This window comes from Leptospira noguchii serovar Panama str. CZ214 (genome assembly GCF_000306255.2).
GTDB lineage: Bacteria > Spirochaetota > Leptospiria > Leptospirales > Leptospiraceae > Leptospira > Leptospira noguchii.
Genome location: NZ_AKWY02000021.1, coordinates 389,729 through 409,954 on the forward strand (window position 1 = coordinate 389,729; position 20,226 = coordinate 409,954).

16 protein-coding genes, 2 tRNA genes and 1 pseudogene are annotated in these 20,226 nt (G+C 36.5%); 15 read left to right on the forward strand and 4 right to left on the reverse strand.

All coding sequences use genetic code 11. The features are described 5' to 3' along the window. The first annotated feature begins 259 nt into the window (after positions 1–259). The 4 genes from LEP1GSC059_RS12045 to LEP1GSC059_RS12060 all read left to right on the forward strand — a co-directional run bounded on the left by LEP1GSC059_RS12045 (position 260) and on the right by LEP1GSC059_RS12060 (position 2,841). Entirely contained in the window at positions 260–1,288 is a 1,029-nt protein-coding gene (locus LEP1GSC059_RS12045) for an ATP phosphoribosyltransferase regulatory subunit (RefSeq protein ID WP_020980804.1), read from the forward strand. 37 nt (positions 1,289–1,325) lie between these two features. Then, positions 1,326–2,603: an adenylosuccinate synthase gene (locus LEP1GSC059_RS12050; RefSeq protein WP_004438310.1), complete on the forward strand. Its 1,278-nt coding sequence runs from the start codon at positions 1,326–1,328 to the stop codon at positions 2,601–2,603. Between the two features lie 73 nt (positions 2,604–2,676). Next, positions 2,677–2,749 (forward strand) — tRNA-Lys (locus LEP1GSC059_RS12055). 17 nt (positions 2,750–2,766) lie between these two features. Beyond that, a tRNA-Glu gene (locus tag LEP1GSC059_RS12060) sits at positions 2,767–2,841 on the forward strand. Positions 2,842–3,033: 192 nt separating this feature from the next. On the opposite strand, the gene LEP1GSC059_RS12065 is transcribed toward LEP1GSC059_RS12060, so the two are convergent. From LEP1GSC059_RS12065 to miaB, 3 genes are read right to left on the reverse strand one after another with little or no spacing between them, the layout of a single operon-like run. After that, positions 3,034–3,861 (reverse strand): hypothetical protein, encoded by an 828-nt coding sequence (locus LEP1GSC059_RS12065; RefSeq protein WP_004422745.1) that lies wholly within the window; start codon positions 3,859–3,861, stop codon positions 3,034–3,036. A 40-nt stretch (positions 3,862–3,901) separates the two neighbouring features. Further along, a complete protein-coding gene (locus LEP1GSC059_RS12070) occupies positions 3,902–5,776 on the reverse strand; it encodes an LptF/LptG family permease (RefSeq protein ID WP_020980856.1) in 1,875 nt (624 codons plus the stop codon). Further along, the gene (gene miaB / locus LEP1GSC059_RS12075; protein ID WP_017215860.1) at positions 5,773–7,122 is read right to left on the reverse strand and encodes a tRNA (N6-isopentenyl adenosine(37)-C2)-methylthiotransferase MiaB; all 1,350 of its coding nucleotides are present in this window, start codon (positions 7,120–7,122) and stop codon (positions 5,773–5,775) included. Before miaB ends, LEP1GSC059_RS12070 begins: the two co-directional genes overlap by 4 nt. A gap of 99 nt (positions 7,123–7,221) precedes the next feature. Here miaB and LEP1GSC059_RS12080 point away from each other — a divergent pair, with 99 nt between their 5' ends. The 11 genes and pseudogenes from LEP1GSC059_RS12080 to LEP1GSC059_RS24235 form a co-directional block, all read left to right on the forward strand. After that, positions 7,222–7,851: a J domain-containing protein gene (locus LEP1GSC059_RS12080; protein ID WP_002179592.1), complete on the forward strand. Its 630-nt coding sequence runs from the start codon at positions 7,222–7,224 to the stop codon at positions 7,849–7,851. Continuing rightward, positions 7,820–8,464, forward strand: a complete 645-nt coding sequence (locus LEP1GSC059_RS12085) for a hypothetical protein (protein ID WP_017215861.1) — start codon at positions 7,820–7,822, stop codon at positions 8,462–8,464. The genes LEP1GSC059_RS12080 and LEP1GSC059_RS12085 overlap by 32 nt, the downstream gene beginning before the upstream one ends. A 1,681-nt stretch (positions 8,465–10,145) precedes the next feature. Then, positions 10,146–11,318: an ADP-forming succinate--CoA ligase subunit beta gene (sucC, locus tag LEP1GSC059_RS12100; RefSeq protein ID WP_004443633.1), complete on the forward strand. Its 1,173-nt coding sequence runs from the start codon at positions 10,146–10,148 to the stop codon at positions 11,316–11,318. Positions 11,319–11,330: 12 nt separating this feature from the next. Then, on the forward strand, positions 11,331–12,206 hold the full coding sequence (sucD, locus tag LEP1GSC059_RS12105) for a succinate--CoA ligase subunit alpha (RefSeq protein ID WP_002179562.1): 876 nt from the start codon (positions 11,331–11,333) through the stop codon (positions 12,204–12,206). A 282-nt stretch (positions 12,207–12,488) separates the two neighbouring features. Continuing rightward, positions 12,489–14,057: a TolC family protein gene (locus LEP1GSC059_RS12110; RefSeq protein WP_017215863.1), complete on the forward strand. Its 1,569-nt coding sequence runs from the start codon at positions 12,489–12,491 to the stop codon at positions 14,055–14,057. Between the two features lie 21 nt (positions 14,058–14,078). Further along, positions 14,079–15,512, forward strand: a complete 1,434-nt coding sequence (locus tag LEP1GSC059_RS12115) for an SH3 domain-containing protein (protein ID WP_017215864.1) — start codon at positions 14,079–14,081, stop codon at positions 15,510–15,512. Positions 15,513–15,550: 38 nt separating this feature from the next. Beyond that, complete coding sequence (locus LEP1GSC059_RS12120) at positions 15,551–15,796, forward strand: FmdB family zinc ribbon protein (protein ID WP_002179581.1); 246 nt, start codon at positions 15,551–15,553, stop codon at positions 15,794–15,796. 12 nt (positions 15,797–15,808) lie between these two features. Then, positions 15,809–16,657, forward strand: a complete 849-nt coding sequence (locus LEP1GSC059_RS12125; RefSeq protein WP_020980849.1) for an LpxI family protein — start codon at positions 15,809–15,811, stop codon at positions 16,655–16,657. Next, positions 16,611–17,900, forward strand: coding sequence for a lipid-A-disaccharide synthase (gene lpxB, locus LEP1GSC059_RS12130; RefSeq protein WP_201028174.1), 1,290 nt, complete (start codon positions 16,611–16,613; stop codon positions 17,898–17,900). The genes LEP1GSC059_RS12125 and lpxB overlap by 47 nt, the downstream gene beginning before the upstream one ends. A gap of 309 nt (positions 17,901–18,209) precedes the next feature. Next, on the forward strand, positions 18,210–18,416 hold the full coding sequence (locus LEP1GSC059_RS23700; RefSeq protein WP_017215867.1) for a hypothetical protein: 207 nt from the start codon (positions 18,210–18,212) through the stop codon (positions 18,414–18,416). A 511-nt stretch (positions 18,417–18,927) separates the two neighbouring features. Further along, positions 18,928–19,248: pseudogene (locus LEP1GSC059_RS24235) on the forward strand (hypothetical protein); the annotation flags it as partial. Between the two features lie 347 nt (positions 19,249–19,595). Here the strand turns inward: LEP1GSC059_RS24235 and LEP1GSC059_RS12145 are convergent. Continuing rightward, on the reverse strand, positions 19,596–20,078 hold the full coding sequence (locus tag LEP1GSC059_RS12145) for an SRPBCC family protein (RefSeq protein ID WP_020980838.1): 483 nt from the start codon (positions 20,076–20,078) through the stop codon (positions 19,596–19,598). Between the last annotated feature and the right edge of the window lie 148 nt (positions 20,079–20,226).

The window sequence follows — 20,226 nt, forward strand, 5'->3', positions numbered from 1 at the left end:
TAAGGAGGCTTTTGCATTCCGATTGATTTCATAAAATCGAAATTTAAATCGTTTGCGGCTAACTCTGAGTGAAAATCAATTTTCGAGTCAAATGATAATCAATTTTAGAATTCAATGAAAAACCTTTTTGAAAGAGTTTACTTATAACGGTTGATAATCATTCGTTTGCACAGGAATTGTCATTCTATTTTTTTAAAAAGGTTTGAAATCTGACGTCTCCGTTTTGAACTGTATTATTGGAACTAAAGTTTTCCAAAACATGAATCAAAATCTTCCAGAACCTAACCAAAAAAAATGGATCCCAGACGGATTTCATTTTCTTGGACCCGAAGATAGTAAGTATAGAAGGACTTTACTTGAAACTATATCCGGGGTTCTTAAAAAAAAAGGATATTCGGAAGTATTCTTACCCGCATTTGATTATAGTTCCACTTTTATTCAAACCGTTTCAGCTCCAGATTCATCTTCTCTTTTCAGAATCAGAGATCTTTCCGGAAATGAAATTTCTCCTAGCATCGATCTGACCGTTCAAGCGGTCAAAGGAATGGCAGGTTTTTCCCACCAAAAAGAAAATCAAAATATCTTTTATATCGGAAGAATTTTCAGAGAAAGTATCAAAGGAGCCCGCAAAGAAATACTACAGATCGGAGCGGAATCGATCGGTGTTTCCGGAAAAGAAAACACATTCAAAATTTTAGAAGAACTAGACGAAATCATTTCTTTACTTCCTCTTGAAAACAAACTAACTCTTGTTTTAGGAAATGTGAATCTGTTTCAATCTATCGTTCAAGAATTCGAACTCAAACAAAATGAAATCGAAGTTCTTTCTAAATTACTTTATCAAAAAAACGTAAATGAGATCGAAAGAATTTTCGGAGAAAAAAAGAATCATACCGTTTTAATCCGTTTGTTAAGTTCTCTGGCGTTAAACTTTGATCCGAACTCTTTAAAAAATTCCCTCAACCTAAATTCACTTTCTAAAAATCTTGAAAAAAGTTTAAATTCGATTCTTGAAGAAACATACTGGATTTTCGATTCTTGGGAATCTAAAAAAAGAAAGATAGATCTTTGTATCGATTTTTCCCTCTTAAGAGATCTGAACTATTATACCGGTTTTGTTTTCCAAGGTTATCTGCAAGACTCTCCCGATCCGGTTTTAACTGGAGGAACCTATGATCATCTCTACGAAATGTTTTCTGGAGTGCAAAAAAACGCGAGCGGTTACGCACTCGTGGTAAACACTTTAGAATCTTCTTTAAAAATTCCACTTTTTAACCTTCCATCATGATACATATTCTTACCAAACATTCATTCGAGGAAAAACTATGTCCGCATCGTTAGTAGTAGGGACCCAATGGGGAGATGAAGGAAAGGCAAAGGTAATTGACTTTCTTTCCAAGGACACGGACATCATTGTTCGTTATCAAGGTGGAGCAAACGCGGGACATACGGTTGTAGTTCACGGAAAAAAATACGTGTTTCATTTAGTTCCTTCGGGAGTGATCTACGACCAGACGATCTGTGTAATCGGGAATGGAGTCGTTTTAGATCCTCTTTTTTTCATAGAAGAATGTGATCGTCTTCAAAAAGAAGGATTTCCGGTCTTCGACAAACTCTTGTTAAGCGACGCGTGCCATCTTCTTTTTCCGTATCATTCTCAGATCGATTCAGCAAGAGAAACTACGGTCAGTCAAGAACACAAGATCGGAACTACTAAAAAAGGAATTGGAATCTGTTACGCGGATAAAATGATGCGGACCGGGTTACGAGTAGGAGATCTTTTAGACAATTCTTACCAAACACGTTTGAAACATTTGGTGGAAGAAAAAAACAGGGAACTAGACAGACTCTACGGAATGCCTCCAGTTTCTTACAACGACATCAACGAAGGTTTGAAATTTTTTCTTTCCAAAGTCAAAAAGAATATTATCAATACTGCATATTATTTAGATGCAGAATTAAAAAAAGGGAAACGGGTTCTATTAGAGGGAGCCCAGGGTACCGGTTTAGATGTAGACTTTGGAACTTATCCCTATGTGACCAGCTCCAACCCCACCACAGGAGGGGCTCTTATAGGAACCGGAATTCCATTTCAACATTTAAAACACGTAATCGGAATTACAAAGGCATATACTACGAGAGTCGGAGAAGGTCCCTTCCCTACTGAACTTTTAGGAGAAGCCGGAGAAAAACTCCGTCAAAAAGGGGGAGAGTTTGGAGCGACTACGGGGCGTCCAAGACGTTGCGGTTGGTTCGATGTAGAAATGTTAAAACATTCCGTTCGGATTAACGGAATCACTTCGATCGCTTTGACAAAGATAGATATTCTTTCCGACTATGATACAATTCCGGTTGCAATCGGATATAAACTGAATGGAAAAACTTTAGATTGTTTTCCGTCTCAAGGGTTGGATAAAGTAGAAGTTATCTATGAAGAATTTCCAGGATGGAAATCCGATATTTCAGGCATCTGTGAATTTCAAAAACTTCCAGAGAAATGTAAAAATTATATTTCTGTTTTGGAAAAATGGATCGGAGTAAAAATCAATTTAGTTTCAACTGGTCCCGATAGAAAGGATACGATTCACGGAGATTCTTTTTAAGAATCGAAGTTTTTTTAACCGTTTTTGATTGACCCACGATACTCGATAAATATCGTGTATTTCGTAACGCTTCGAGTCGTTAGCTCAGCTGGTAGAGCAATTCCCTTTTAAGGAATGGGTCCGGGGTTCGAATCCCCGACGACTCAAAGATAAGTTCTTATTAGCCGCCATCGTCTAGTGGTTAGGACACAAGATTTTCATTCTTGGAACAGGGGTTCAATTCCCCTTGGCGGTACCACCTCTCAATTTTTCTTTGTAAACCATCATTTCTGCAAACGTAAAAAGACTTTAAAAAAATCTAATTTTCTAAAACCTGCAAAAATTGAATCTTTAACACAAGAAATCAAAATCTCTTACTACATTCTGAATATAGAATATTCAAAAAAATTAAATATTATAGAAGCCCGTTTTTTCCATAAATAAAACTTAATTACATCCCTAGGCGTTTTTTTAGATTTCGATTTTCTTCGATTAGATCTTTGATCTCTTTTTCTGTATATGCAAAAAGCCGATCCTGGGCTTCTAAAATCTTATCCAATTGAATTTCTTCAATATGAGAATAATTCAATGCTTGTTCCGTTGCCTTTTTAAAATCAAGAGCGTCTTTTAATTCCTGGGTTTTCATAGAATCTAAGATCTCGGAAACTTTCAATCTTTCATGCAGAGCTAATAATTCTTTGTTTTTGAGTTCATTAACTCTTTCCAAGGCCTTATTGATTTCTTCGTTGTTCTTTTTGACTTTGGATTCGAATTCTAAAATGGCTTGTAATGCTTCGTTGGCTTTTGTTGCGTCCTTATATTCTTTTTGAGCGAGTTCAAAAACACCTTCAAAAAATCCTATGTTCGTCAAACAACTGTTACCGATTTCGTTTGCGGCGAGTTTATAAAATTCAGATTGAATGGTTCTATCCAATATAAGTCTTAAATTTCTAGGATGAACCGGATGTTCCAGCACTTCGATTTTACCATTTTCAGGAACAATTCCATTGATCTTTTCCGCCTCATCGGAATAAATTATGATCAAACTGGCGTAGGGATGAAGTTCAAACTTTCTAATAAATTCTCTAACCCTTTTCCATTCCTCTAAATTAACGGAAAGAAAGAAGATATGAATATCCGCTTTCAATAAATCGATGGCTCCTAAACCATCCAAAACCACTTTACTCAACTCTATGTTTACGCGTGGATGTTTCCAAATTTGGATCGGGAATTCCTTCCCTGAAGTAATATGCCAAATGATCGCGTTTTTTTGACTCATTGTATTCATTCTAACACTAACCTGGAAAATAATTCCAGATTCAGGGACCTCTTTTTATAATCTTTTTTATCTTTCCCCATATCTTTGAACTTTCGAATCTGCCTGTCAATTTTGATTTTAGATCTGAAACTTGATCCAGAATCTTTTGAATTGGTTTTGGAAGATCCATATCTGTTCTTTTAATCATGATGTTGATACTTAAAAGAGCAATGAGAATGTTAGCACTCCAAGGACCAATCCAATCAGGAATCTTATCGTTATAAGAAATCGTACTTCCTAAAGTGAAAAATGTAAAATAGATCATTAAAAAAACAACCGCAAGTGTAAAACTCATCCCCTTTCCGGAACGTTTGACTACAAGCCCTAGAGGGAAAGAGATAAAGAAAAAAATCAAACAAGAAATAGGCATCGCAATCCTTCTATGAATTTCCACGTTAAAGTCGGTTAAAACTTTTTTTCCCTGTTGCATCAATGCCATCAACTGAGTCAAAACAGAATATTGTTGAGTCATCTGATCCGGAGTTAAAGTTCCGTTAGCTGCTCCCATAGCGAGTTCGATTTTCATCTGCTCCACCATTTGTTTTAACCCGATTAAACCTTTGATCTGAACTCCCATTTCTTGTAAGGTTTCCAGTCCCGGAATTTTTTCTAGCCCTTCACTTTCTATATTATTACGAATTTGAAATAGAACCGGCATAGAAAATGTTTCCGGCTTTACGTTTAACTCCAATGTTTTTTTCTCTTTTCCTTTAGGAATATTGTAATCCATTTCTCCATTCCTAAAATCAGTGATAGAAAATGTCTTTCGATCGTCGCTCCACTCCAAAATCCAACCATCTTTAAGACGAATTGATTTTTCATATTCCCCATCAGGACCAAGTTTTTCCACGAGATTCCCTTTAGCAGCGTTGATGATCTGTATGATTCTAGAACCGCCCATAGGGATCATTTTTCCACCGATATGAAAGTATTCGTTTCCCTCTAAAAAAATTTCCCACTCACGGATCTGAACTCCCTTGAGTTGTCCTGTGTCGGAATTCATTCCCTCGGTATACATAGTTCTGGCTCTTTTTTCGAAAAGATCCTGGGTTTTATCTCCGCTGAATTGTCCTGGAGTAATGGCAAGAAGAGGGTTGTATGCAAGAACCCATTTGTTGAACTCGTTCATCTTTCTGGTATTTTCTGGAGAAAGATAAAAATTTAAATAACCAACTAACAAAGCCATTACGAAACCAAATGCAAGAAAGTTAATATAGATTCTAGGGAAACTGACTCCCGCGGAACGAATCGCGGTGATCTCAGAATCCCCAGAAAGTCTTCCCGCCGCCATGATCCCACTCATAAGACAAGCCATCGGAATGGTCATAGGAAGTGTATTTGCAAGAAGATAACCGAAATAATCCAAAAGTCGAAAAGGATCGACTCCCTTTCCCACAAACAAACCGATCATCTTCTGAAGCGCAAGAACCATGTATACCATAGTAAAAAACGCAAGAGATACTAAAAACGGAGAAAGTATTTCTCTCAGAATATACCGATCTAAAATCGGAACGATCATATAAAACTTACGTTTGTCTGTATGAACCGTAAAACCAGGAGGAAGATCTTCCACGCTGCTCAAACGAACGGTTCTTAGATCCTTTCCGTAATTTGCCACACCCAAATTGTTTTTATTTAAAGAAGATGATGAATCTACTTCCTTTTTAGTCTTCGTATCTTTTTTGTTAGGCGAAGAATCTGATTTTTTTTTGAAAGACAAACTCACATCAGAAAAATCTGAATCTTTTTTAGATTTCGTTATTTGTTTGTTAGGTAAGTCGTCTTGATTTTTCTTAGAAGAATTTGTTTGTTTTGAGGACGCACGCGCCGTTGACTTTTTAGCAGAAGTCTTCTTGCGATTGTCGCCATCCTTCAAGCAAGGATCCTTCCTTTGAGGGTTGCGCTGGTTGCACTTTCGATTTGGACAGAAACCGTAGAACCGATCATACTGGAAGCGTTTGCCCCTTCGGGAAGAGGAAACACAGTCATTCTTCCGCACGGGGTTCTTCCACAGAGTTGTTTTTCCGACTTACGGGAAATGTTCTCAATTAAAATGGAATATACTCTTCCGACCCGAGCGCGATTCTGTTCATGAGAAATTGAAGTTTGTAGATCTACCAGTTTCGTAAGTCTTGCAGATTTCACTTCTTCTGGAACGTTATCCGGAAGTTTTCTCTGAGCCATCGTTCCTTCTCTTTCAGAATATTTGAACATGAATGCCATATCAAACTGAACTTCGCGAACAACCGCAAGTGTATCCTCAAATTCTTCTTCCGTTTCGTTCGGAAAACCTACAATGATATCTGTCGTAATTCCTACATCAGGAACGATATTTCTAATTTCTTTGACTACGTCTAAAAATTCTTCCTTGGAATAAGAACGTTTCATTTCTTCCAGAACTCTAGTATTCCCCGCTTGTAAAGGAAGGTGGATGTTCGGACAAAAACGCGGATTCTCTGACATCAATTGAAGTAAATGAGTCGGAAAATCTTTCGGATGGGGAGAAGTAAAACGAATTCTCTCGATGGAAGTTTCATCCAAAAGCATCCGGATCAAACCGGCAAAATCCGTGTCTTGTTCTTTGTAGGAATTTACGTTTTGTCCAAGAAGAGTTATCTGACGAATTCCTTTTTGTACCAAATCTTGAACTTCACGAACGATACTTTTAGGATCACGACTACGTTCCCTTCCTCGAGTATAAGGAACCACACAAAAAGTACAAAAATTATTACAACCTCTCATGATCGTAACGAATGCTTGGATTCCGTTGACTACCCTAGGTTCTATTTCGTCGTAAGTTTCAATTTTAGAAAGACGGGTTAGAGAAATAGAATTTTCCCCTCCCCGAATTCTTTGGATGAGTTCTGGCAGACTTCTATAATTGTCCGGTCCTACGACCAAGTCCAAAGGAAGTTCCTGATGAAAAAGATCGTCGCCCAAATTCTGAGCCATACAACCTAAAACCCCAATTACCAGATTTGGATTTCTTTTTTTCAAATATCCTAAAGATTGAAGGCGATTATAAATCTTTGCATGAGCGTTTTCTCGAATCGCGCAAGTGTTTAAGAAAATAATATCGGAACTCTCTGGGTCGGAAGAAGTAGAATACTCTGCATCTTTCATTAAACTGGAAACAATCCCAGAGTCATATTCATTCATCTGACAGCCATAAGTCTCGATATAGACTTTTCCTGACTTTTTTTCCTGTTCCAGAACGCTCATAGAACTGAATTTCTGCTTGCAGGACGGACTGTAAAGGGGTTTTCCATAGATAGGAAAACCAGTGTTTTTAGAAGTGAAACCCTACGTTCAAAAATCTTTATGGCAGTAAATACAAAACCGAACTACTATCAACTTCTAGAGGTTCCTCGGAATTGCGACCTGGAAAAAATTGAATTCGCTTTTAAAAAGTATTTAGAAAAGTTAGAATCCGATCCTTGGAACCCATCCAGAGAATTAGATCGAGAAGAAGGAATTAGAGCTTACTTAACTTTAAGTTCTCCAGAAGTTAGAGAAGAATACGATAAAACTCTAAATTATGAATTTCTACTTTTAGATACTACCAAGGTTCCGGAAGAGTTTGAATCATTTTATAACGTACAGAAATTGTCCGAAGGAGAAGAAACCAAAGAATTCTATTCTCGTTTTTTAGAATTTAAAAGAGATTTAGAAACTACTCTAAAAAATCTAAGAATCACAGTATTATTTTTTCTAAGCGCATTTTCTCTCTTAACGATTTTTGCTCTTTTTATGGCATTGGCACAAAAAAACCATTTTCTTTCTCCTAACCTTGAATTGTTTTATAGAAAGTGGGGAATTCTTTGTTCTTCCGGAATTCTATTTTTAGGATATGCAATCTTTCGTAAGATCCTAAGTTCGAAAAAAAGCAGAATTGTCCCAAACCGGAGAACCGCATCCATTGAAAACGATAACCAAGAAAAACGATCCTAAACATCTCGCCGAAGATGAAATTTCCTATTATTATTCATTGCTCCAAGAAGAATTAACCGAGTTCGATTGTGGAGAATTATGCAAACCAGACAACGATGGGGTTCCATTTTGTTGTATTGCAGATAACGCGGTCCCAACTTTATACGTTTCCGAATTTTCTATGTTACAAAAAAGAACCGACCTTTGGAAAGTCTGGAAACCAGAAACGGAAGTGGATAAGAAGATGCTTGCGGAGTATGATTCTAAAGAGACTTTATTTTGTGAATGTAAAGGAATCCAATTTTGCGAAAGAGACAATCGTTCTATCAGTTGTAGAACCTTTCCACTGGAACCTTATTTAGATACCAGAGGAATTTTAGTCGGTTTAGTGTTTATGAAAGAATTTACAGGCAAATGTCCACTTACTTTGAGAGCTAAAGACATTCGTCAAGAATTTGTTGACTCTCATTTTATCTTTTGGGAAAAACTTCTTTTTCGTTTGGATTCCGAATACGAAACTTTCTGGAATTCCTCCAAATCTTACAGAAGATCCAGAGCACGAACCGGTAAAAAATTTCCGATTTTTTTTCCAAGCCATCTACAGGGGAAAAAATACTTAGATCCCTATCTTTGAATTTCTTTTACTCAAAAACTACTAATAAAAAACCAAATCCAATAACTTAACACTTCAATCATAGAGTTGTTTAAAAATGAATTCTCCTTCTGTTTTTTGGAAACGGTCAATTGAAACAGTTTTATTAATTAGTACTTTCGATAATTCTAATATAAATTCAGAGAAAGAAAATCGAGACGAATCCAGAGTCGCACTTTCAGCCTTGGTCAATCAATTGCATAAAAGAAACATTATGCAATATTTAGCTTTAATATAGAACGCGATCCATAGAGAGCGTTCTGCTGAGTTTAACGCGATCCATAGAGAGCGTTCTGCTGAGTTTAACGCGATCTGTCGAGCGATACAAAGAGTGAGACACTGAATTTGAAAGAGCATTTTGCTGAGTTCCTCCGTTTCAATCGCTTTCACATTGGGCTCTATCGAACTTACACAAACGGGACTTAAAAAATGCAGGCGCTCAATTTTATAAAGATGGAAGACAAAAATAAATTACAATTTTATAGTTTATTATTTTATTATATTCTGTTTTTTATATTTTTATAAATTTTCTACAGAACCAGCCCATAAGGGCTCAAACTAATTGAATGATCAAAATTTTACTTTTTACCAATTGATTATCTCCTCAGATTTTTAATCCAAAAAACGACCTGTACAGCAATACACTTCTAATTAGAATCAATCTCACAAATTGAGAAGTATTTTGAATTTAAAATACAGATTTTTTAAGTGTTCCGACAAAAGTGAGTCTTTTTACCTGCAAAAAGTATGATTTTCTGATAGAGAAGAATCTTTGCAACCCACAAGAAACAATACGATTAGGTCCCCCCAAAAAATCAAAATACGGTGCTACCATTGTCGTATTTCCGACAGATTCATTTCAGATCCAAGTAATCGTGGACTTTGGCTTTAGTTGCGCTTTGAATTAAAGCTGATTGTCTTACTTTAACTTTCAGGGCGAGAAAACACAAACACAGATTTTACAGATCATTCTCAAAATGTGGGAACTATTACAAACACAGATTTTACAGATCATTCTTAAAATGTGGAACGATTACTCTCAATGAATCAAAGTAAATCAGGCTTCACTTATTTTTATTCGAAAAGTCGGAACTACTATTTTTAGAAAAATTTTTCCTTCTATTAGATTTGTTGAAAAATTCCATAATTCAGATTAACAAAACTGCTTCAATCGATCGTTTTCTTAAAGCAAAAACAGATGGAGATTTTTTCAACAACTCTAATATTCTTCCGTTCTTTTTTAAGAACCCGCCTCAAAATCCTAGAATCATTTTTTTTGAATATTCAATAAAACGTGTGAACTCCCACAGAAACCATTATATCGTATGATATATAGTTTTTAGCATTCTTTTATGATTCTAATTTCTGTGTATAAGTTCCCAAAATGGACGGTTTTTGGACAGATTTTAAATAAAAACAACAGATCAATTCCATTTTGTAAAAGATGAATTGTAATTTATCAAGTGGAAACTCTCACTTTTACTGAAACAAAAAAATCCATTTTAAATTCCAATAAATTCAATTACAAAGAGAATATACCGATCTCAACTCGATCTGAGCGTTCCAAGATTCAATTTTTTACTGACACCAAAGTTCACACCGAAAACAGTATCTATTTCAAGTAAATGATCATCTCATAAAAGCACTGAACTAAGGTTAATTCATGAAAATTCACGAGTATCAGGCAAAAGAAATCCTGAGAAGGCACAAAGCCAACGTTCCTTTTGGAGTCGTAATCGATAAAAAAGAAAACGCTTCCAAAGCCCATGACGAAGTTACGTCCAAAACCGGCGGTTCCGTCGTAGTTGTAAAAGCTCAAATTCACGCCGGAGGGCGGGGAAAAGGCGGTGGAGTCAAAGTAACTAAAACCAAAGAAGACGCAATCGCAGCCGTTGATAAAATCTTAGGCATGCAGCTCATCACTCCCCAAACCGGACCCGAAGGAAAAAAAGTCCTCAAAGTATATCTGGAACAAGGAATCGACATCGCAAAAGAATACTATCTGAGTATCTTACTCGATCGTTCCATCCGCAAAACCATCATCATGGCTTCCACAGAAGGTGGAATGGAAATCGAAGAAGTAGCCGAAACTCATCCCGAAAAAATCCTGAAAATTGCAATCGATCCAGGAATCGGTCTCCAAGTAAACCAAGCCAGACAACTTGCTTTCGAACTTGGACTTCCTTCTGAATCCCACAAATCTTTTCAAAGTTTAGTGATGGCGATCTACGAAGCGTATATCAAAGAAGACGCTTCCCTTTTGGAAATCAACCCACTCATTCTTACCAAACAGAATGAAATCATCGCTGGCGATTGTAAAATCGATTTAGATGAAAATGCTCTCTATCGTCACGCAGACAACGCTTCTTTCCGGGACATCACCGAAGAAGATCCCCTTGAAGTTCAAGCTTCCGAGTTCAATCTCAACTACGTTAAGTTAGACGGAAACATTGGTTGTATGGTAAACGGAGCCGGGCTTGCAATGGCTACTATGGATATCGTAAAACTTGCAGGTGCGGAACCTGCCAACTTTTTGGACGTAGGTGGTGGAGCAAACAAAACCACAGTAACCAACGGATTCAAAATTATTTTAGGTGATCCAAATGTAAAAGGAATTTTCGTAAACATCTTTGGTGGAATCGTTCGTTGTGACATGGTTGCCGAAGGAATTATAGAAGCGGCTAAGGCCGTAGATCTGAAAGTCCCCCTTGTGGTTCGTCTTCAAGGTACCAACTCGGAACTGGGAAGAGAAGTACTCAACAAAAGCGGATTAAAAATTACCGGAGTAGACGATCTCCGAGAAGCGGCAAGTACCATTGCCAAACTGATTGGGTAAGAGAGAATATACATGGCAGTATTAGTAGATGAAAATACAAAAGTTGTAGTTCAGGGAATCACCGGTAAAGAAGGCTCCTTCCACGCGACACAAATGCTCGCTTACGGCACCAAGGTCGTAGCCGGAGTAACTCCTGGTAAAGGCGGAAGCAAATGGGAAGATAAAATTCCAGTTTTCAACACAATCAAAGATTCCATTAAAAACGAAGACGCAAACGCAGCGGTCATTTTTGTTCCGCCCGCATTTGCAGCCGATGCGATCATCGAAGGAATTCTCGCCGAACTTCCTCTCGTAATCTGCATTACAGAAGGAATTCCTACGCACGACATGCTGAAGGTTTACAGCGTACTCCGAAATTCTAAAACAAAATTAGTAGGACCAAACTGTCCAGGAGTGATCACTCCTCGTGCAAAACAAAAACTCGGGATCATGCCAGGTTTTATCCACAGTCCAGGTTCTGTGGGAATTGTGTCTCGTTCCGGGACTCTGACGTATGAATCGGTGGCTCAGATCACAAAACAAGGTCTGGGACAATCCACTTGTATCGGAATCGGAGGAGACCCAGTTCCAGGAATGAACCACACCGAAGCGATCAAATTGTTAAACGAAGACCCTGAAACCAAAGGAATCGTAATGATCGGTGAAATTGGCGGAACTTCCGAAGAGGAAGCGGCCGAATATATTAAAAACCACGTCAAAAAACCTGTGGTAGGTTTTATCGCGGGTCAAACGGCACCTCCTGGCAAAAGAATGGGACACGCAGGAGCGATCATCAGTGGCGGCCTAGGAACTGCTACTTCTAAGATGAAAGCAATGCAAGAAGCAGGAATTCAAGTCTGCCAATCCATTGCAGAAGTTGGAGAAAAAATGAAAAAGGCTCTGGGATAATTTTGTCCAATTAGAAACGAATGTTTTAAAAGAAATAAAAGGTTGGAAAAGAATTTTCTGACTTTTTGGTTTTCAAAAATAAAGGAGCTGTTTCAAAGAATAAGTAAAGTGGTCGGTATTTCGACCTCTTACTTTGTATCTTAGCTTGACAGTATTTGAGTAGGTGGGATTAATTCTTTCTAGAGTGGTGCAAAACTAAAATTTACTGGATCAAAAACGGGAACTAAGCCCAAATCCAGAACAACTTGCAAAAGTGTTTGAGAGAAAGTAAGGAGTTTCAAAATGGAAAACAAATTTAAAAATTGGAAACAAAGGATTCTAAAATTGTCAGTATTTCTTTTAGGCAATTTAATTCTTCTATCTTCTACACTTTTTGCAGAAGGTTCCACTCTCAAACTCACCACAGAAGAAACCGTCAAACGCGCGTTAGAGAGTAATTATAACCTTCAAAACCTTCGTTATGAACTTGCAAAATCAGATACAAATTTTCTAAAAAACGATTCTAAATATTCTTGGAGATTAATAGCAGACGGAAAATCCAGTCAGTCCATTCTTCCTTTTAACCAAGCAAACTTCTTTACAGGAACAAAAATTTCAGACGATACGATCAAGGGCGGAATCGAAAAAATTCTTCAAACCACTGGAACTTATTTCAAACTAGAAGCTGGGAGCAGAAGATTCGACTCGAACGCATTTGAAAATCCTTCTACCACACCAGCCGGATTTAGTTCCTTAGGAATTCCCCCACTTTATACAGGATTTGTAAGAGCTACCATCAGCCAAGACTTACTAAAAAACTCATTTGGATATAAGGGTAGAAACGAAGTTAAAATTTTAGAATCCCAAGCAGAAATCGTAAAGAACCAAGTATCACAACAGATTTCTTCAGTGATCGTAGATTCACTCGTAGACTTCTGGGACTATTCGATCAAAACACAAGCAGTTAAAACATACAAACAACTCGTTGAGAATACTAGAAACATTCGCAATCTTACAGCTCGTAAACAAAGCCTCGGACTTTCTGAAAGTTTCGAAGTCAATCAATGGAATGCGCTTCTGGCTCAAGCACAAAACCAATTAGAAACTGCTCAAGTTCAAAAAGAAGAATCAAAACGCAAACTCATCCGTTCTCTTAAAATTCCGGACGATACTACACTTTCCGAAGAAACGAATCTTTTAGAAGAGCTAATAGAAAAGCCGGAATATACAAAAGATTTAGAATATGCTTATAAACACAGAGCAGACTTTTTAAACGCTCTCAAACAAAAAGAAATCGCAGAAGCTGCCTTAAAAAACGCAAACAACGATCGTCTTCCTACTCTGACTCTTTCCGGAACCGGTGCAAGCCAAGCTCAGAATATCATTTCTCCTCAAGACAACTATAACGACGCCAACCAAGGAATTACAACCGCAAAGTATAAAGAATGGACTGGACAAGTAAATTTTGTTTATCCAATCGCGGACAAAGGAATTTATGCAGGTGTAAGAGACGCAAATATAGGAATGCGTCAAGCGACTCTTAAAGAAGAAGAACTTAAAAACGAAGTAAGAGACGACGTAAAAACTAGAATCGAAGCTTTAGAAGCAAGTCACAGAATTTATAAAAACAATATCGTTACCGAAAGAGAAACCTCAAACTACTACAATGGGGTTCTGAGAAGTTTCCGTCAAGGTAGAGCAGACGCAGTCGCCGTGAAAAACGCGTTAGACACACACGTTCAAGATCAACTCAGACTGACTCAGGCAAAAGTAAACTTTAACATCGATTTGTTGCGCTATTATCTCGCTAAAAACGCTCTTATGGAACGCTTTCAAGTAGATAGAGATAAACTGATTCCGCATTTAGATTGATTTCAAAGTCGAGGGTACGAATTGAGAAAGAGTTTTTTTGTAGTCCTCGGCCTTATCTTCTCTTCCATTTTAATCGGTTTTCTTGTTTGGAAAATTCTCACTCGTAAAACCGATTCCGTTTATAAAAATTTTTCTAAATCGAATTGGGAAGAAGTAGTTTTAGAAGTTCTAAGTAAAAAAGATCCGGACTTAGAGGATTACTCCTACGCTTCTATGTCACTCGCGGAATTTAACTTCCATCTTTTAACCATCCCTTACGAGAAAAAAGAAAAAGTAGTCTCCAGGTTTGCGGAAAAATCAGGGCTTAAATTTTTTAAAAGGGAAGTAGGAGGAAGAACGATCTTCACATTCGAAGATCGATTTTTTTCCTTTTTACCCGAAGGCTCCTTTCTCAAAACGAGAGCGCTTTGTAGAAAATTATACTTAGGCGCGGAATACGAAACCGTGGACGTTCTTTCCAGATATTTAGTAAAACTCATTTCTTCCAATCCACTTCCACTTTACAACGAATACAATCAAGCCTTGCTCAAATCTCTTTCTGCTGGTTCTGCAAAAGAATTAAACGAAAACGGCCGATCACGACTTTCTAAATTACTAGAATACTTTTCAGGAAAAGAAGATTCTCCGTTTAACGGTAGTAAGGCGATCATCGAAGGTAAAAATCTAAACGTTAGAACCGGTCCCGGAACCGAAAATCCTATTTCGTTTCAGTTCAAAGGCGGGGAAACCGTTTTTATACTCGATCGTGATTCACGAACTGAAACGATAGCCGGTAAAAGGGGAAGTTGGAACCAAATTGTAGATCTAAGAAATGGAAACGTGGGTTGGATCTTTTCCGGTTTTTTAAAAAACATTTCTTCGGATCTTTCTATTTCTCAAACGATGGAAGAATATTTCCGTGCTTTAGATCGGTCTCCAGTTTGGGACTTTGAGTCTTGGAAAGAATCTTCTCCGCCAAATGGATTTCAGGGAGAATATCACCCTACCGAAAAAATTGCGTTAGACGGAGACTCCGGAATGATTCTACATTCCTCCAAAAGTAAATACGATCTAATTTGCCGTTCTGTGGATGAACCTTTCCGAAATTTGGAGTTTTACGTTTCTTTTTTAGAGGGAAATGAAACGATCCCCATCTTTACATTGTTAGCTGGTCCTCCCGGGGATTTACGTAAAACTTTCGAAATAGAAATGGACAAAGAAAGTGTTTCCATCAACCGAAATAGATATATTACCGGAGACAATTTTTCCAAAAGAAGATTTCGTCTAAACGTTCAAAACGGCTCTTCTGGTTTCCAAGCTGGTTTAATTGTTTCTGAAAAAATGGCCCTTTCCGGTATCGATTCCTTGAATACGATAGACCCTACTTCCGGAATACGGTGGAAGTTTTGTCTTCCTATGTCTAGGGAAAATGGAGATTCTAGTTTGAGCGTCTTTCAATTTAAATTTGTTCCATGAGCAATAGTAATTTAGAATATTCTAATAAAGGATAATCCATGCCAACATACGACTATAAATGCAAAGCCTGCGGTCAAGTTTTTGAACAATTCCATTCCATGAAGGACGATCCAATCAAAGATTGTCATCTCTGTGGTAAAAAAGGGGAAGTGGAAAGGATGATTTCCAACGGGTCTGGAATCATTTTTAAAGGAACCGGTTTTTATGTGACCGATTATAAAAAGAGCGGCTCTGGAGAATCGTCTTCCACAACTTCTTCCGCTACTACTTCCTCTTCGGATTGACGGGTTTTTAGTTTGGGAAAACTAGGTATTCTTGCCGGTGCGGGAGAACTCCCTCATATCGGTATGAAAGAAGCCCTCGCGGCGGGCGAAGATCCTATTTTTTTTTCCATCATAGAATCTGATTTTCACGTTGGAATGTACGGAGATCGAAACATTCCAATTCATATCGTAAAAATCGGAACTCTTATGAAGTTATGCAAACGTCACAACGTGGATCGATTACTTCTCCTAGGCAAAGTTAAGAAAGAGATTATATTCAAAAATTTGAAATTTGATCTGAAGGCAATAGCACTTCTCGCCAGAATGATCAACAAACACGACTATTCTATTTTTAAAACCGTTGCCGACGAATTTGCAAAAGAAAAAATCTCAATCATTTCTCAAAAGACTTTTCTTCAATCCCTATTTCTCCCAGAAGGTAGATTTACTAAAAAACCTTTGAATCAAAAAGAATTGGAAGATATTACCTTTGGAATGGATTACGCCGAAAAAATGGCCGGTTTAGACATTGGTCAAACAGTAGTCGTTTTAGATAAATCCGTTCTTGCTGTCGAAGCGGTGGAAGGTACTGATCTTGCGATTTGTAGAGGTGGTTCTTTTGCTAAAAAAGGAAAGGCGACCGTTTGTAAAAGTTCCAAACCAGGCCAAGATTATCGTTTTGATCTTCCCACAGTTGGCGAAAACACTTTAAAAACGATGTATGAAAACAACTGTGGGACCTTAGCTCTTAGAACGGGTGAAACGATCATTGTCCATCCAAAAGAATTTATTAACCTTGCAGAAAAATTTAAAATCAATATTTTGAGTATCGGAAGTGGCAACCTTAAGAAAATCAACTCTACAATCCAAAAAATCCGGTAGCCGACCGTCTCGAATGGGCGTAGTTACGACCGATCCAAAAATTCTAATGTTAGCCGGAGAACATTCCGGAGATATTCTGGGCGGTGAACTTATTCGAGAACTCAAAAAAAACTTTCCTGACTTGGAAACCTTTGGGGTAGGCGGAGAGAGAATGATCGAGGAAGGTTTTACTTCGATCGAATCCATGGAAGAACTTTCGATCATCGGTTTTTCCGCGATCCTCTTTAAATATAGATTTTTAAAATCTTTGATCGGAAGATTGATCAACCTCGCCATCGAAAAAAATTGTTCTCACGCCATCTTAATCGACTACCCAGGTTTTAATCTTCGTCTTGCCAAAGAGTTGAAAAAATTAGAGATCACGGTTATCTTTTATGTTTCTCCTCAACTTTGGGCCTGGAAGTTCGATCGGATTTATACAATCCGAGATAACGTTGATTTGATGCTCGTTTTGTTTCCTTTTGAAAAACAAATCTACGATCGTTATGGTGTTCCTTGCGAATTTGTAGGCCATCCTCTCGCAGTTCGTCTAAAAGAAAAACTCCGAAAGGAAGCGGTAATTCCAGAGTCGGAAGACAAAACTCAATTCCATTTTACAATCACTTTGATGCCTGGTTCTAGAAGCGGCGAAATTAGAAGAATCTTAGGCGATCTTTTAGAATCTGCGGGCCAACTTTCGGATCATTATAAAAACGATAATAAGAAAATTCGTTTTCTTTTACCAAATATCAATCAAAAAGAAGAAGTTTTTATATTAGAAAAAATAGAACTCGTCAAATCCAAATTTCCAAACTTAACAATTGAATATCTATTTGATCGTTCCCTCCGCGCAATCGAAACCTCAGACCTGGTTTTAGTCGCTTCCGGAACCGCTACATTAGAAGTTGCTTATTTCGAAAAACCGATGATTATACTTTACAAAGTTAGTATGTTCACTTATGTAATTGGTTCTCTTTTTATTCAAACTCCTAATATCGGTCTTGTAAACATTCTCGCTGGTCAAGAAATTTGCAGAGAACTGATCCAGGCGGAGTGTTCTCCGAACAACATCGTCGAGGAAACTCTGACACTTTTAGAAAACAAAAAATATAGAAATAAAACGATAGAAGACATTCGTAAAGTGAAAGAGGCTTTAGGCAGCGACAATTCTTCCAGATACGCTTCCAGAGAAATTACAAAATTGATTAAAGGAATTACAAAAAAGACGAATCAAGAATCCGGAAACCCAGAGCAACAGATATAAATTTAAAATTTTATTATATTAGAATAATTTTATATTTTTTAAAAATAAAAAGATAAAATTTTTAAAACAAATAAAATAAACTCGAAAACACTTTATTCTTTTTTTTAAAAAATTCTGGGCAGCCCATCATTTGGACCAATTTCTTCAGAGTATTTTATATCTAAATATCCGAAAAATTGCTCTAATCTATAACTGCAGATAGAAAAACAAGTTACCTACTTTATATTCAAAAATTCTCTAATATTTGAAATTTCTATATAAAATAAAGATTTGACCTGAACTTAAAAATAATTAAAAATTTGATTTTTTATGTCAAGACGATACCAACAAGCCTTCGCAATTGTTCGTATTGATTTCTACAAGGACAGGACTGACAACAATCTCGCAAATTGTATCACTATAAAAAAAATCGTTTGGAACATAGAAGACGCCAAAAGTGAAGTTGATAGATTGAATTCTAGTAATCAAGGCGACAGTTACTACTTTTGGCAGACAACAAGAATAGAAATCAAATAAAGAAAAAATTCGCTGTATGTCCGAATTTGAAATTGTCTCCTCTTTCTTTGATCACATGTACTGTATAACCTATTAAAATAAATCCTAACTAACGTGAGTTCGACGTAAGAAAATTGGGGCGAATCGCTCGCAAATTTCATAGTTAAAATGGCTCACGACCGCGCTTTTCGCTCCAATTCCTTCGGAATTTCCGCTACAATCGCTTTCGCATTTGTTATGCCGAACTCACGTTAACTACTAAAAAACCATGATAATAAAATTTTGCTTTGAAACAGGGTTTTGCAATATAAATTTACGGTACGCAATTTTATAGGATCATTAGAGTTGTTGAAATCATACAACAATGAGACCGTTTCTTTTAAGATTTACATATTTTTTAAATATTCAAATAAACTTGATTTTAAAATTTTGGAACTAACTCATAGTATTCATCTTTGTGTGATCAGTAAAATTTAAATTTATAGCTTACATCATAAAAATCAAAAGTGTCCTTGATTGACCTTATAGACCGGCTACTTCCCAAAAAAATGTTCTTGTTGCCATCGACGGTGTTCTAATTTATAATCGTCCTCAAAAACGTGATTTTGTTTTTTAACAACTTTTTTAGTTAAAGTTAACGAAGAAAACGTGTTTCATTGTCTTCCAGAAGAAGTAATCTTATCGATTGATAAAGACTCAGCCGAATTTTATAGCAGAACGTTTTATGAAGACAGCAGGGTTAGGTTTTTTTCCCGCCGAAATTGCAGAAATTTTTGTTAAACCAATCAATAAATCTTTTATGTTATACGCCGAATTTAAAAAAGCAAAAAGTTTATTTAATTTCGAAAACTAAAAAGAAAATATATAATTCTCATGAATAAAAATAATGCTTATGATGAATTTTATTTTAAAAATTAAAATATAAGATAAAATCTTCTTTAAAAATCTAATAAATCGGAATTCAACACGTTTTTTTGAAAACTTCACACCTTTGATAAAATCGCTCTAAAACCTTTAGTATTATTTTCATTTTTCCGAACAAGCAACTTAGTTTAAAAATATTCTTCAATTATATCAATATATTTAAATATACTATTTTTATAATATATTTTTTGAATAATGGATTTTGTTTCATGGGAAAGGTCTATTGAAGCAGTTTTGTTAATCACCACTATAGAACTTTTCAACAACTCTAATTTTTCAAAAAAATCCTTTTCTCAAATTAATCCCATATTCTAAATATGCCTTCAAACAACAGCTCATATTCATCCAACCTTGACAATTCATATAGGAACCGTCTAATGCTGCCTGGGATTCTCTCCACCCTGACTCCGTAATTTTTACAAGTGTATTGCTTGAATCTAAGGATTCAAAACTTATTTCTATAAGAGTTTTGTATCCACCAGTAGTAAGCAAATCGTTTTGGCTTTCATAACCTCCTTCGTGAGCATCCCACTCTAAAATAATTTTGGAATTCATTTCCACTTCTTTGACAAATACACGAACTCCTTCTTCCGAAGGAAAATCCGCAAATTTCCAAATCACTTCGGTTTTAGACTTTAAAGGTCCGCTAGCACCTCCAGTAGTAAAATAACTGCTTAACTGTTTTGGATCATACACAGCTTGAAAAACGACTTCTAAAGGTTTTTGAATTTTAGTTTGTATCGTAAATTTTAAATTCATATAATTTTCTCTTAAAACATTATTTTTTTAATATGTTATATTATATTAATATATTAAAACTAGACAAGCACGATTCTGTTTCTAAAGCGCTTTCAGATCCTAATTTTAAATCTTCTTAGAACAAAACCGGAGAGATCGTTTTCATTTT